General features: G+C 70.9%; 13 protein-coding genes and 1 pseudogene. 6 read left to right on the top strand and 8 right to left on the bottom strand.

What is annotated here, in order from left to right; genetic code table 11:
- The 7 genes and pseudogenes from CLM62_RS11480 to zapE all read right to left on the bottom strand — a co-directional run bounded on the left by CLM62_RS11480 (position 1) and on the right by zapE (position 6,406).
- Positions 1–876: a PPK2 family polyphosphate kinase gene (locus CLM62_RS11480; protein WP_095749723.1), complete on the bottom strand. Its 876-nt coding sequence runs from the start codon at positions 874–876 to the stop codon at positions 1–3.
- A 26-nt stretch (positions 877–902) separates the two neighbouring features.
- Positions 903–1,195 (bottom strand): annotated as a pseudogene (locus tag CLM62_RS11475) (alkaline phosphatase PhoX); the annotation flags it as partial.
- Positions 1,196–1,481: 286 nt separating this feature from the next.
- Positions 1,482–2,354 carry a slipin family protein gene (locus CLM62_RS11470; RefSeq protein WP_095749722.1) on the bottom strand — a complete coding sequence of 291 codons (873 nt, stop codon included), beginning with the start codon at positions 2,352–2,354 and terminating at the stop codon, positions 1,482–1,484.
- Between the two features lie 134 nt (positions 2,355–2,488).
- Positions 2,489–3,970, bottom strand: coding sequence for a SulP family inorganic anion transporter (locus CLM62_RS11465; protein ID WP_257003804.1), 1,482 nt, complete (start codon positions 3,968–3,970; stop codon positions 2,489–2,491).
- Positions 3,971–3,978: 8 nt separating this feature from the next.
- Entirely contained in the window at positions 3,979–4,557 is a 579-nt protein-coding gene (locus CLM62_RS11460; protein WP_095749720.1) for a carbonic anhydrase, read from the bottom strand.
- Positions 4,558–4,678: 121 nt separating this feature from the next.
- Positions 4,679–5,071, bottom strand: coding sequence for a hypothetical protein (locus CLM62_RS11455; RefSeq protein WP_095749719.1), 393 nt, complete (start codon positions 5,069–5,071; stop codon positions 4,679–4,681).
- A 183-nt stretch (positions 5,072–5,254) separates the two neighbouring features.
- A complete protein-coding gene (gene zapE, locus CLM62_RS11450; RefSeq protein ID WP_095749718.1) occupies positions 5,255–6,406 on the bottom strand; it encodes a cell division protein ZapE in 1,152 nt (383 codons plus the stop codon).
- On the opposite strand from zapE, the gene CLM62_RS11445 reads away from it, so the two are divergent.
- The 5 genes from CLM62_RS11445 to CLM62_RS11425 all read left to right on the top strand — a co-directional run bounded on the left by CLM62_RS11445 (position 6,405) and on the right by CLM62_RS11425 (position 10,476).
- Positions 6,405–7,199 (top strand): pyrimidine reductase family protein, encoded by a 795-nt coding sequence (locus CLM62_RS11445; RefSeq protein ID WP_257003803.1) that lies wholly within the window; start codon positions 6,405–6,407, stop codon positions 7,197–7,199. The genes zapE and CLM62_RS11445 overlap by 2 nt on opposite strands.
- Before the next feature lie 232 nt (positions 7,200–7,431).
- Positions 7,432–7,905: an indole-3-glycerol phosphate synthase gene (locus CLM62_RS11440; protein ID WP_179382049.1), complete on the top strand. Its 474-nt coding sequence runs from the start codon at positions 7,432–7,434 to the stop codon at positions 7,903–7,905.
- A gap of 78 nt (positions 7,906–7,983) precedes the next feature.
- Positions 7,984–9,375 (top strand): UDP-N-acetylmuramate--L-alanine ligase, encoded by a 1,392-nt coding sequence (murC, locus tag CLM62_RS11435; RefSeq protein ID WP_095749716.1) that lies wholly within the window; start codon positions 7,984–7,986, stop codon positions 9,373–9,375.
- A gap of 13 nt (positions 9,376–9,388) precedes the next feature.
- The gene (msrB, locus tag CLM62_RS11430; RefSeq protein ID WP_095749715.1) at positions 9,389–9,796 is read left to right on the top strand and encodes a peptide-methionine (R)-S-oxide reductase MsrB; all 408 of its coding nucleotides are present in this window, start codon (positions 9,389–9,391) and stop codon (positions 9,794–9,796) included.
- Between the two features lie 5 nt (positions 9,797–9,801).
- Complete coding sequence (locus CLM62_RS11425; protein ID WP_095749714.1) at positions 9,802–10,476, top strand: DUF429 domain-containing protein; 675 nt, start codon at positions 9,802–9,804, stop codon at positions 10,474–10,476.
- Between the two features lie 108 nt (positions 10,477–10,584).
- Here the strand turns inward: CLM62_RS11425 and CLM62_RS11420 are convergent, their stop codons facing one another.
- A complete protein-coding gene (locus CLM62_RS11420; protein WP_107483777.1) occupies positions 10,585–11,661 on the bottom strand; it encodes a lysylphosphatidylglycerol synthase transmembrane domain-containing protein in 1,077 nt (358 codons plus the stop codon).
- A gap of 274 nt (positions 11,662–11,935) precedes the next feature.
- On the opposite strand from CLM62_RS11420, the gene CLM62_RS11415 reads away from it, so the two are divergent.
- Positions 11,936–13,177: glycoside hydrolase family 3 N-terminal domain-containing protein (locus tag CLM62_RS11415; protein WP_257003806.1), on the top strand; the 1,242-nt coding region annotated here is incomplete at its 3' end.

Below are 13,177 nucleotides of genomic sequence, written 5' to 3'. Positions count from 1 at the left end.
TCACCGCGCGAGCAGCCGCCGACGGCACTCGGCCACGTCGAAGTCCGCCTTCGGGTAGCGCGGGTCCAGTTCCCGCAGGTGCTCCAGGAGCAGCCGGCTCACCGCCCAGTTCCGGTACCACTTGCGATCCGCCGGGACCAGGTACCAGGGGGCGTACGGCAGCGAGCAGCGCTCCAGGACGATCTCGTACGCCTCCTGGTACGCGGGCCACAGCACGCGGTCGTCGATGTCGGACGGGTCGAACTTCCAGTGCTTGTCGGGGCGGTCGAGGCGCTTGAGCAGGCGGCGGCGCTGCTGGTCGTAGGAGATGTGCAGGAAGCACTTGATCACGGTCACGCCGTCGTCGGTCAGGGACTTCTCGAAGCGGTTGATCTCGTCGTAGCGGCGCTCGATCTCGGCGCGCGGGACGAGCTCGCGGACGCGGGCGATGAGCACGTCCTCATAGTGCGAGCGGTCGAAGATGCCCAGCTCGCCGGGGTGCGGAAGCGCCTTCTCGATGCGCCAGAGGAAGGAGTGCCGGCGCTCTTCGGGCGTGGGTGCCTTGAACGCGTGGATGCGGCAGCCCGACGGGTTGAACAGGCCGATGACGTGCTTGACCGTGCCGCCCTTGCCGCTGGTGTCCATGCCCTGCAGCACCAGCAGGACCCGGCGCCGGTCACCGGCCGTGCTCGCCGCCCACAGGCGTTCCTGGAGCTCGGCGAGGGGCTTGCCGAGTTCGGCGGTGGCCGCCTTGCCCGCCGCCTTGCCCTTCGGGCCGCCGGGGGTGCCCCGGGCGTCGTACGCGGCCAGGTCGACGGGTTCGCCGCCGGGCACGCGCAGCAGCTCGCGGAGATCGAGGTCGCCGCGGTGCTTGGGCTTGGAGCCCTTCTTGGCCATGGGGCACCCCTTCCCGTCCTGCGCCGCTACCTACGCCACGGCCCCGTCACCGCGAACGTCGTCCCGGGCGTGTAGCAGTTCACGTACATCGTCCGGCCGTCCGGGGAGAAGGTGACGCCGGCGAACTCGCCCCACTCCGGCTCCTGCGGGGTACCAATGTTCTGGCGGCCGCGCGCCATCGCGTACACCTCGCCGCGCCGGGTGACGCCGTAGACATGCTGGGCGCCGTTGCCGTCCTCGCAGACCATGAGGCCGCCGCTGGGGGCGAGGCAGATGTTGTCCGGGGACTCGCGGGGAGCTGGACGTCGGTGTTAGGCCCTTCGGGTCGGGGACCAGAGGGCCGTATCCGGTGTGGCCGAGGTTCTGTGCGGCGGCGGTGCCCGCGAAGAGGTCGGAGAGGCTTCCGGCGAAGGTGATCGAGACGCCCAGCGCGCCGGCGCCGGCGAGTACCTGACGGCGTGTCGTGGACGCGGTTGTCGTGGGCGCGGTTGTCGGGGACACGGTTTCGGGCATGGGCAACAACCTTCCTGCTGGCGGACAGGAGCTGTGACCCCGCCGTGTCTACCATCTGCCGAGCGCCGCGGGAACCACGCGCGTAGAACGCCTCAGCTCCCGATCGACTTCCCGACCGGCTTCTCGACCGGCTTCTCGACCGGCTTCTCGACCGGCTTCTCGACCGGCTTCTCGATCGGCCGCTGGGGCGACTGCTGGGGCTGTTCCTGATGTGCCCTCTCCAGGAACCGCAGCAACTCCACCGGGAACGGCAGCACGAGCGTCGAGTTCTTCTCGGCGGCGACCGCCACCACCGTCTGCAACAGCCGCAACTGGAGCGCGGAGGGCGTGTCCGCCATCTGCTGGGCGGCCTCGGCCAGCTTCTTGGAGGCCTGGAGTTCGGCGTCGGCGTTGATGATCCGGGCCCGCCGCTCGCGGTCGGCCTCGGCCTGACGGGCCATGGAGCGCTTCATCGTCTCCGGCAGGGACACGTCCTTGATCTCGACCCGGTCGACCTGGACGCCCCAGCCGACGGCCGGGCTGTCGATCATCAGCTCCAGGCCCTGGTTGAGCTTCTCCCGGTTGGAGAGCAGGTCGTCCAGGTCGCTCTTGCCGATGATCGAGCGCAGGGAGGTCTGCGCCATCTGCGAGACCGCGTACTTGTAGTCCTCGACCCTGATGAGCGCGTTCGCCGCGTCGACCACCTTGAAGTACACGACCGCGTCCACGCGCACGGTCACGTTGTCACGGGTGATGCCCTCCTGGGCCGGCACCGGCATCGTGACGATCTGCATGTTGACTTTGTGCAGCCGGTCCACGAACGGGATGATCAACGTGAATCCGGGCGCCCGTACGTCTCCCACCAGCCGCCCGAGCCGGAGGACCACTCCGCGCTCGTACTGCTTGACGACCCGCGCCGCCGCGGCGACGTAGACGACTCCCACGGAACCGACCGCCGCGGCCGCTCCCAACAGCTCTGCGAGCATCCCGACCTCCTCGTCCAGAGGTCCGTCTGTCTGTTCCTGCAACGATATGCCTGTCCTGCAACGATATGCCTGGTGCCCGGTCCGGGGCCATGACAGGCCCCGGACCGGGCACCGACGCGCCTACGACGCGGTGACTACACCGGTTCCGGTGAGGTGACCCGCACCGGTTCCGTGCCGACCGAACTGTGCCGCTCGGCCCAGTTCTCCAGGGCCGTACGGCAGGCGTGATCGAGGTGGTGCAGCCCGGACAGGTCCAGCTCGACCGGGCGGTCCTGCGGAAGTGCCTCCAGGCTGTCGAGGATCTTCGGCAGCCTGAGGAAGGTCGCGTTGCCCGACAGGTACGCCTGGATGGGGCCGGCGCCCTTGTCTATGACCTCCAGCTTCAGGTGCGAGGCCTCCCAGGCGGTCTTGACCACGGACAGGGCCAGACCGATCAGCACGCCCTCGAACATGTTCACCGCGACGATGGACACGGCCGTGACCACCAGGATCAGAGCCTCACCGCGGTGCTCCCGCCACAGCGCCACGACCTCGCGGAAGGGGATCAGCTTCCAGCCCGCGTGGACCAGGATGCCGGCGAGCGCGGGCAGCGGGATCAGCGCCAGCGTCGACGGCAGCAGTGCCGCGAACAGCAGCAGCCACACGCCGTGCAGGACGCGGGAGGCCTTGGTCTTGGCGCCCGCCTGGACGTTGGCGGAGCTGCGCACGATGACCGCGGTCATCGGCAGCGCGCCGAGCGCGCCGCTCACCGCGTTGCCCACGCCCTGGGCCATCAGCTCCTTGTCGTACTCGGTGCGCGGACCGTCGTGCAGCCGGTCCACGGCGGCGGCGCTGAACAGGCTCTCGGCGGAGGCGATCAGCGTGAAGGCCAGGATCGTGCCGAAGATGGCCGGGTTGGCCAGCTCGCCGAAGGCGTCCATGCCCGGCGGCTGGATGGAGCCCAGCAGGCCGTTCACCTCGACGGTGCCGATCGGCAGGCTGAACACCTGCGTGACCACGGTCGCCAGGACCACAGCGGCGAGCGCGCCCGGCACCAGCTGCGCCTTCTTCGGCAGCCGCTTCCACAGCACGAGCACCGCGATCGTGCCCGCGCCGATCGCGAGCGAGGCCAGCGCCTCGCTGCTGCCGAGCACGTCGGCGGCGGCACCGGGCAGCCCGATGATCTTGTCGATGCCGGAGGTGGGTGCCTCCAGACCGGCAGCCGCGTACAGCTGGCCCGCGATGATCACGAGTCCGATACCGGCCAGCATGCCCTCGACGACCGAGACGGATATCGCCCGGAAATAGCGCCCCAGCTTCAGGGCGCCCATGACGAGCTGGAGCAGCCCGGCGGCCAGCACGATCACACCGAGCGCGGGGAGCCCGAACTCGTTGACCGCCTCGAAGACGAGCACGGTCAGACCCGCGGCCGGCCCCGAGACCTGGAGGCTGCTGCCCCGCATGAATCCCGTGATGATGCCGCCGACGATGCCGGTGACCAGGCCGAGTTCGGCCGGTACCCCGGAGGCGACGGCCACGCCGACGCACAACGGCAGCGCGACGAGGAAGACGACGAGGGATGCGGCGAAGTCCTGCCGCAGATGAGGGAACCTGGTGCTTGCAGTTCGATTCTCCACGGCGGTCCTCACAGTGCCCGGAAGGTGTCGGAGGACACGTCGTGGGTCAGCACTGACCCCGTGTGCACCTCGTAGTACCAGGCGTGCAAGGTCAGTTGACCACTCGCCAGCTTCTTGTCGATGAACGGGTAGGACCGCAGCCGCAGTACCTGCGCCAGGACGTGGCTCTGCACTCCCTCGGCCACGCACGGGTCCTCGACCGCGCCCGCCGGGCGCGGGGTGGCGTGTGTGAGCCAGTCGCGCACGGCCGGTACGGCGGTCAGGTCGTCGCCGCGGACCAGAGCGCCCACGGCACCGCAGTGCGAGTGGCCGCAGACCACGATGTCCTTGACGCCCAGCACCTCCACTGCGTACTCGATGGTGGCCGCCTCGCTGGTGGGGTGCTCGGAGGCGTACGGGGGGACGATGTTGCCCGCGGTGCGCAGCTCGAAGAGCTCGCCGGGGCGGGCGCCTGTGATCAGGGCCGGGACGACCCTGGAATCGGAGCAGGTGATGAACAGGACCTGCGGGGACTGGCCTTCGGCCAGCTTGGCGAACTCCTCAGGGCGCTGTCCGAACGTGCGGGCGTTGTCGATGAGGGGCTGCATATGTGGTGACTCCTCCTGGCGCGCCGCGATGGCGCGTCGGGCTTACCCGGTGCGCCAATGGGGGGCGCGTCGGGCTTACATGACAGGGTGCGGGACTGCTGTGCTGTCAGCAGCTGTGCTGTCAGCAGCGAAAGACCTGCAGAGCGGCCGGAGAGTGGCCCGTCGAGGGTCTCGACGTGGTGAGCGAGACGCGCGCGAGGCGTCTGTCCGCATCCGTGCGGTCCTGCGCCGGCAGCGGGCGATCGGGTGCTTCAGGAGCGAAGTCGATGCCACGGTGCCGGTCGCGGGGGCGCAGGGGACCGGTCGGGTCCTCTGCCGGGTCGCAGTGCCGGAACGTGGCCGCCTCGTCGCGGACCGCCTTGCCGGAGAGCTTCATTCCGGGCTGAGCTTTGGCCTCGATTTGACGCACCGTGTGCGCGGATGCGAAGTGCTCGGTAGGTGCGAAGAAGGGGAGGGCGAGCAGGACGGCGGAGAGGATCGCTACCACAGTCCATACCGTCGTACCTCGGAACATGCGCCCCCCTTCCGGCAGTTCATACCTCTACTTCGGACCAACGGTTGGTCAATGACTGGTCAAGAAACACCTTAGCCCGGCAAAGTTGTTTGCAGGGTTAACTTAACGTTTCGACCTGAAGAGAGGCTGAAGGGAGCCGGGTGGCTGGCGGGAACTGGCCCTTGACCTGGAAGGGTTGGCCGATTAGGCGGCCTCGACGAGTCCCTTGGCGTCGCGGGCCAGGGCGGTGAGTCGGGAGATCGCCCGGAAGTACTTCTTGCGGTAGCCGCCGTTCAGCATCTCCTCGCTGAACAGACGGTCGAAGGGCAGCCCCGAGGCGAGAACCGGAACCTCACGGTCGTAGAGCCGGTCCGCGAGGACGACGAGCCTGAGGGCCGTCGACTGGTCCTGGATCGGCCGGACGTCGGTGAGGCAGACCGCCTTGAGGTCGTCGGTCAGCGCGCCGTACCGGCTGGGGTGGACGCGGGCGAGGTGCTCCAGCAGGTCCGGGAAGGTGTCGAGCGAGGCGCCCGCGGTGGCGTACGCGGCCTTGGTGACCTGCTCGTCGGTGTACGGCGCCGGGGCCTCGGGCAGGCCGCGGTGGCGGTAGTCCTCGCCGTCGATGCGCAGGGCGCGGAAGTGCGCGGACAGGCCCTGGATCTCGCGCAGGAAGTCGGCCGACGCGAAGCGGCCCTCGCCCAGCTTGCCCGGCAGGGTGTTGGAGGTGGCGGCGAGGGCGACGCCCGCGTCGACCAGCTTGCCGAGCAGGGTGGAGACGAGGACGGTGTCGCCGGGGTCGTCCAGTTCGAACTCGTCGATGCAGAGCAGACGGTGGCCGGAAAGGGTCTGCACCGTCTTCTGGAAGCCGAGGGCGCCGACCAGGTTGGTCAGCTCCACGAACGTGCCGAACGCCTTGAGCGCCGGCTCGGCCGGGGTGGCGTGCCAGAGGGAGGCCAGCAGGTGGGTCTTGCCGACGCCGTAGCCGCCGTCGAGGTAGACGCCGCGGGGGGCGGCCGGGGTCTTCGGTGCCTTGGCCTTCCCGAACCCCAGGAAACCGCGCTTGGCCCTACCGGCCCCGGAGGCGTGCGCCCCGCCCAGCCCGGCCGCGAAGCCCTCGAGAACCCGCACGGCCTCGGTCTGGCTGGGCTGGTTCGGGTCCGGGAGGTACGTGCCGAAGCGCACCGAGTCGAACCGCGGCGGCGGCACCATCTCGGCGACCAGCCGGTCCGCGGGGACGTGCGGCTCACGGGCGCACAGGGACGGCGGGGCGGTGTCGGCTATGGGACCGAATCCGGAGGCGGCGGGGGAGGTAGGCACAGTTGTCCATGCTAAGGGTCGTGCCACACTGCACGACATGCGACGCCTGTTCCCTGTGACCGACGAAACAGTGGCCCGGAGCCGGGGGGAGGCCGAGTGGAGCCTCGCCGAGCTGGCCGGGGCCTATGCCTATCCCGAGCTCGGGCCCGAGGTCGGTTCCGGTGGGCCGGTGGCCTGGCTGCGGGCCAACATGGTCTCCACGCTCGACGGGGCCGCCCAGCACGACGGCCACTCCAAGCCCATCTCCAGCGCCACCGATATGCGGATCTTCGGCATCCTGCGGGCCCTCGCGGACGTGGTGGTGGTCGGTGCCGAAACGGTACGTCAGGAGGGGTACCGCCCCGCACGCGCGCGGGCGGAGTTCGCCGGCATGCGGGCGGCGGCGGGGCAGGGGCCCGCGCCCGCGATCGCCGTGGTCACCGCGAGCCTGAACCTGGACTTCACCCTCCCGCTGTTCACCTCACCGCTCGCACCCACCCTGGTCCTCACCGGCGCCGCGGCCGCCCCGGACCGGATCGCGGCGGCCGAGAAGGCGGGCGCGCAGGTCGTGGTCGCCGGGGACGGCGTCGGCGTGGAGCCCGCCCGCGCCGTACGGGCCCTCGCCGAGCTCGGGCATACGCGGCTGCTGACGGAGGGCGGCCCGCGACTGCTCGGCCAGTTGGTCGCCGCCGAAGTGCTCGACGAGCTGTGTCTGACCGTGTCCCCGATGCTCACCGCCGGCGACGCGCAGCGGATCGCGGGCGGGCCCTCGGTCGGGGTCCCGCACCGGTTCGCGCTGGTGTCGCTGCTGGAGGAGGACGGGTTCCTCTTCAGCCGGTACCGGCGGTCCTGAGGCGGTCGGTCCCTCGACGCGGTCGGTCCCTGCATGGGGGGACCGGCAATGGGTGGACCGGCATGGGTGGACTGGCATCGGTGGACCGGCATGGGTGGACCGACATGGATGGAATCTTCCGTTCCGTTTAGCTTTCGGCGGGCACACTGATTCCGGCAGTACCCGTGCGATCGCGGGGCAGGATGGTTTCCGCAGGGCCTGGCACGGCCCACGGAGGAGAATGGGGCGCCTGGTGTTCACAAGCGTATTGATGATCGAGAAGGCCCTCACGTCCGCCGACGTGGAGTTCGTCACCGGTTTGCACGGGGAGGAGGGCGCCGCCTTCCACGTGCTGCTGCAGCCACGCGGCGAGCAGGCGGACCGGCTGCTGCGCGCCATCGACGACGTAGCGCTCGGCGCGATCGACGAGGCCGCGCGGGAGCTGGAGACACCGGAGGGAGAGGAGGCGAAGAGCGTCGGCCAGCAGGCCCTGGAGGTGTCCCTCACCGCCCTGCGCGCGGCCGGCAGTGAGGCGGAGGGGCGGCTGATCGAGGAGCATCCGCTGGATGCGCTGAAGTCGCTGGTGGACGAGGTCGACGCGGACGAGGTGATCGTGCTGACCGATCCCCACTACGTGGAGGAGTTCTTCCACCGGGACTGGGCTTCGCGGGCGCGCCACAAGGTGGGGGTGCCGGTGCTGAAGTTGTTCTCCCACAGCAAGGTGTGAGGGGTAACCCGTACTCCATGGCGTGTGCCATAGGGTTTGCGTTACCTGACTGTTCGCCGTACCACCCAGGAGACCCGCATGGCACCCGGCCTTCCCACCGCCATGGACCGACCGCACTTCATCGGCATCGGCGGCGCCGGGATGTCGGGGATCGCGAAGATTCTCGCGCAGCGTGGGGCGAAGGTGGCGGGCAGTGATGCCAAGGAGTCCGCGACCGCCGAGGCGCTGCGGGCGCTGGGCGCGACCGTGCACATCGGGCACGCGGCGGAGCACCTGGCGTCCGACGCCACCTGTGTCGTCGTGTCCTCGGCGATCCGGGCCGACAATCCGGAACTGGCGCGGGCGGCCGAGCTGGGGATCCCGGTGATCCACCGTTCGGACGCCCTCGCCCGCCTGATGGACGGTCTGCGTCCGATCGCGGTGGCCGGCACGCACGGCAAGACCACCACCACCTCGATGCTGGCGGTCTCGCTGAGCGAGCTCGGTCTGCGGCCGTCGTACGCCATCGGCGGCGATCTGGACGCACCCGGCTCCAACGCCCTGCACGGCGAGGGCGAGATCTTCGTCGCCGAGGCGGACGAATCGGACCGCAGCTTCCACAAGTACGCCCCTGAGGTCGCCATCGTCCTCAACGTCGAGCTCGACCACCACGCCAACTACGCGTCCATGGACGAGATCTATGAGTCCTTCGAGACGTTCGCGGGCCGGATCGTGCCCGGCGGCACGCTGGTGATCGCCGCGGACCACGAGGGCGCCCGGGAGCTGACGCGGCGGCTGGCCGGGTCGGTGAAGACGGTGACGTACGGGGAGTCGGCGGACGCGGACGTACGGATCCTGTCGGTGACGGCCCAGGGCCTGAAGAGTGAGGTCACGGTCGTTCTGGACGGCGTGGAGCTCACCTTCGCGGTCTCCGTCCCCGGCCGCCACTACGCGCACAACGCGGTGGCCGCGCTGGCCGCGGGCGTGGCGCTGGGCGTTCCGGCCACCGAGCTGGCCGGGGCCATCGCCGCGTACACCGGTGTGAAGCGGCGCCTGCAGCTGAAGGGCGAAGCGGCCGGCGTCCAGGTCATCGACTCCTACGCCCACCACCCGACGGAGATGACGGCGGACCTGGAGGCGATGCGCGCGGCGGCCGGTGACGCCCGCATCCTGGTCGTCTTCCAGCCCCATCTGTTCTCCCGGACGCAGGAGCTGGGCAAGGAGATGGGTGAGGCCCTCGCCCTGGCGGACGCCTCGGTCGTCCTCGACATCTACCCCGCCCGCGAGGACCCGATCCCGGGCGTGACGAGCGAGCTGATCATCGAGGCGGCGCGAGTCGCGGGCGCGGAGGTGACGCCGGTCCACGACAAGGGCGAGGTGCCGGAGGTCGTCGCGGGAATGGCGAAGGCCGGTGATCTCGTTCTCACCATGGGCGCGGGCGACGTGACGGACCTGGGCCCGCAGATTCTGGACCGTCTCGCGCAGAAGTAAGGGGTTGGCCTTCATGTCGTACGACGTCGACAAGCCGGACGAGCAGTGGCGCGCGGAGCTGACCCCGGCCGAGTACGCCGTACTGCGGCAGGCCGGGACGGAACCCGCCTTCACCGGTGAGTACACCGACACCAAGACCGAGGGCGTCTACTCCTGCCGCGCCTGCGGCGCCGAACTCTTCACCTCCACCACGAAGTTCGAGTCGCACTGCGGCTGGCCGTCCTTCTACGACCCGAAGGACACCGACGCGGTGCAGCTCATCGAGGACCGGTCGCACGGGATGGTGCGGACCGAGGTGCGGTGTGCGCGGTGCGGGTCGCACCTCGGGCACGTCTTCGAGGGAGAGGGCTACCTGACCCCCACGGACCAGCGGTACTGCATCAACTCGATCTCGCTGCGGCTGGTCCCCGACGAGGGCTGACCAGGATGGACGTCCTGGGGGTCGACGCCTGTAAGCAGGGGTGGGCGGGGATCAGGCTCACGGACGGCGTGTACGCGGGCAGCCTGGTGGATGTCCGGCTCGACGCGCTGATCGAGCGTGCCGTCGGAGTACGGGCGATCGCCGTGGACATGCCGCTGGGCCTTGTCGAGAAGGGCTGGCGCGCGGCGGATCTGGCCGCCCGGGCGCTCCTGGAGGTGCGGCGCGGCAGTGTTTTCCTCATCGCGCCGAGGCCGGCGTGGCGGGAGCCGGACTATGCGGCGGCCGCGGAGCGCTGCCAGGAGCTCACCGGTCAGCGATTGAGCCGGCAGGCGTGGGCGCTGGCGCCGAAGCTCCTTGAGGCTCGGGCGTGCTGGCTTGCCGATGAACGCATCCACGAGGTGCACCCCGAGGTGTCCTTCCGTGCCCTGGCCGGCGGAGTGCCGCTTGCTCACGCCAAGAAGACCTGGCGCGGCCAGAACCTTCGCCGCTCCCTGCTCGCCGAGGCCGGGCTCGTCCTCCCGGACGAGCTCGGTGAGGCCGATCGCGTTCCTGTGGACGACGTACTCGATGCCGCTGCCGCGGCCTGGTCGGCACACCGGATCGCGCTCGGGATCGCGGGGCGTGTGCCTCAGGTGCCGGAGCTGGACGCGGAGCGGCGAGTGGTCGAGATTCGTTATTGACTGCCGCGAGATTCGTTATTGACTGCCGCGAGATTCGTTATCGACTGCCGAATTGACTGCCGAAGGCCGCAGCGCTGACCAGCGCCCTCCCTTCAGGGAGGGGAGCATTCAGAGCACCTTGCGGTGCACGAGCGTCGAGAGCACGAACGCGCCCGGCAGCAGCGGCAGCCACACCGTCACGACGCGGTAGCCGATGACCGTCGCCGTGGCCAGGCCCAGCGGCGCCCCGAACGCGACCATGGTGAAGACCAGCGCCGCGTCCACGGGACCGATGCCGCCCGGTGCGGGGACGGCGCCGACCGCGGTGCTGGCGGCCAGGAACGCGAAGACCACCTGGGCCCAGGTCATGGGCAGGCCGAGCGAGGCCCCGACGCAGAAGATCACGCTTGCCTGGAGGAGCGGGGTGGCGGCTGCCCCGCCCCACAGGGCGAGAACCCGGGCGGGCATGGTGTGCAGTCGGCGTGCGTCCGTCAGGGCGGTCCGTACGAAGGTGAGGGCCGGGCGGCGCAGCGGTGGTACGGCCGCCACGAGCAGCAGCGGTGCGGTGAGGCCGATCGTCAGGGCTGAGGCGCCGAGGAGCAGGGTCCGCCGGTCCGGGACCAGTTCGTCCAGCCGTACCAGGTCGGGGAAGGCCAGCAGGAAGACCAGGAACACCGCAGTCTTCGCGATCGGCCTGACCAGCGAGTACAGCGCGAGCGAGGCGGCGGCGCGCGACAGGGGTATCCCGCGGCCCTGCAGAAAGCGCACGGTGACGGCGTGGGCGCCGATGCTCGCCGGGAGCACATGGTTCGCGGCACCGGCGGCGAATTGCGAGGCGAGCAGCAACCCTGGCGGAAGCCGGTCCGGAATCGCGCCCTGACGGACGCATGCCGCGCACACCCAGCCCAGGCAGGTGAAGAAGACCGCGGCGAGCAGCCACCAGGGGTCGGCGGCGGCGAGCCGGGCGGCACCGTCGTACACGGTGCGCCAGTCGAACGCCGCCCACGCCGCGATCAGCAGCAGCGGCAGCAGACTCAGCAGCCTGGGGAGGAGGCGCGAGGTGGAGGAGGAGCGGGCGGGGGAGGCGTCAGGGCAGGCGGAGGCGTCGGGGCAGGCGGAGGCCGAGCAGGCCGGGGCCGGGGAAGGGGCGGCGGGGGAGCCGGCGGGGAGCGGCCCGGGGTGATCGTCGAGCGGGAGCAGGGACACGGCGCACGTCGTCCTTCCGCGTCCACGCCCCGCCGGGTATGCGGGGCGTGACGGATCGAGGCGAGGCAGGGGCACAGATGGGGACGGTGAAAACGTTCCCGGCCCGTATGACGCCCCGGTGTCCGGAAGCCGAAGGCGCGCGGGCGGGTCGGCGACGTGGTGCGCCTCGGTCCCTGGAGCCGGCGTGCCGCACACGGCGACCTCGCCCGCGATGTTGAATCAGTGATCCATACACCTGTTGACTTTTGGCTGAATGAGCCAGAAGATGCCGAAGATGACCCACATCGAGTCCGTGCCCGTCAGCACCGCTCTCCCCGTCGATCTGGACGAGGCCGCACACCGCTGTCTGGTCGCGGGATTCGACGGCACCACGGCCGTCCCGGACACCCTGAAACGCCTCGTCGACCGCGGCCTCGGCGGGGTCATCCTCTTCACGCGCAACGTGCGGGACGCCGAGCAGGTGCGCCGGCTCACCGACACACTGCGGGCCCTGCGCCCCGACCTGCTCGTGGGCATCGACAACGAGGGCGGCGGCATCGGCCACCTCGTGGACGCGGGCGCCCCGGACGTCCCCGGCTGCTACGCCCTCGGCGTCGCCGACGACCCCACGCTGACCGCCCGCTGCGCCGACGCCCTCGCCGGTCACCTGGCCACGCTCGGCATCACCGCCTCCTACGCCCCCGTCGCCGACGTCCAGCGGCACCCGGACAACCCGATCGTGCGGACCCGCTCCTTCGGTACCGATCCCGAGCTGGTCTCCCGCCACGTACGGGCCTGGATCGCCGCCACCGAGGCGCGCGGCGTCGCCTCCTGCGCCAAGCACTTCCCCGGGCACGGCGGCACCGTGACCGACAGCCACCACGAGATGGCCCTCGACCCGCGGCCGTACGACGAACTCGACCTCACCCCCTTCCGGGCCGCGATCGCCGCGGGCGTGCCGATGCTGATGAGCGCCCACGTCGTCTTCCCCGAACTGGACCCCAACCGCCCCGCCACCCTCAGCCGCCGCATCCTGGGCGACCTGCTCCGCCACGACCTCGGCTACGAGGGCGTCCTGGTCAGCGACGCCCTGGAGATGAAGGCGATCGCCGACCGCTACGGCGAGGCGGCCGGGGCGCGTATCGCCCTCGCCGCGGGCGCGGACCAGGTCATCGTCGCCGTACCGGATCTCGAGGTCACCCTGTCCTGCCGGGACACCGTGCTCGGCGCCCTGCGCTCCGGTGTGCTGGCCGAGGAGCGCCTGGAGGAGGCCGCGGGGCGGGTGCGGCGGCTCGCGGAGCGGTACGCGACCCCCGCGGCCGAGGTCGCCGCGGGGGACGCGGGGGCGGGGGAGGGGGGGGGGGGGGGGGGGGGGGCGGGGGGGGGGGGGGGGGGGGGGGGGGGGGGGGGCGGGCGCGGGGTGCGGGGGTCTTGGCTGCGGTCTTCGCCGGGGACTTCGCTGGGGACTTGGTCGGGGACTCGGTCGGGGACTTGTCCGAGGGCTTGGCCGGTAGTGCCGTGGCGGCGTCGACCAGCT

Origin of the sequence: Streptomyces sp. SA15, assembly GCF_002291145.1 — a bacterium.
Lineage (GTDB): Bacteria > Actinomycetota > Actinomycetes > Streptomycetales > Streptomycetaceae > Streptomyces.
This window is presented reverse-complemented; position numbering and strand designations above follow the sequence as displayed.

What these genes read in the sequence shown, in the direction of transcription:
- CLM62_RS11480 (WP_095749723.1), bottom strand. Translation starts at nt 876, where the DNA reads ATGGCCAAGAAGGGCTCCAAGCCCAAGCACCGCGGCGACCTCGATCTC.
- CLM62_RS11470 (WP_095749722.1), bottom strand. Translation starts at nt 2,354, where the DNA reads ATGCTCGCAGAGCTGTTGGGAGCGGCCGCGGCGGTCGGTTCCGTGGGA.
- CLM62_RS11460 (WP_095749720.1), bottom strand. Translation starts at nt 4,557, where the DNA reads ATGCAGCCCCTCATCGACAACGCCCGCACGTTCGGACAGCGCCCTGAG.
- CLM62_RS11455 (WP_095749719.1), bottom strand. Translation starts at nt 5,071, where the DNA reads ATGTTCCGAGGTACGACGGTATGGACTGTGGTAGCGATCCTCTCCGCC.
- CLM62_RS11445 (WP_257003803.1), top strand. Translation starts at nt 6,405, where the DNA reads ATGCGACGCCTGTTCCCTGTGACCGACGAAACAGTGGCCCGGAGCCGG.
- zapE (WP_095749718.1), bottom strand. Translation starts at nt 6,406, where the DNA reads ATGTCGTGCAGTGTGGCACGACCCTTAGCATGGACAACTGTGCCTACC.
- murC (WP_095749716.1), top strand. Translation starts at nt 7,984, where the DNA reads ATGGCACCCGGCCTTCCCACCGCCATGGACCGACCGCACTTCATCGGC.
- msrB (WP_095749715.1), top strand. Translation starts at nt 9,389, where the DNA reads ATGTCGTACGACGTCGACAAGCCGGACGAGCAGTGGCGCGCGGAGCTG.
- CLM62_RS11425 (WP_095749714.1), top strand. Translation starts at nt 9,802, where the DNA reads ATGGACGTCCTGGGGGTCGACGCCTGTAAGCAGGGGTGGGCGGGGATC.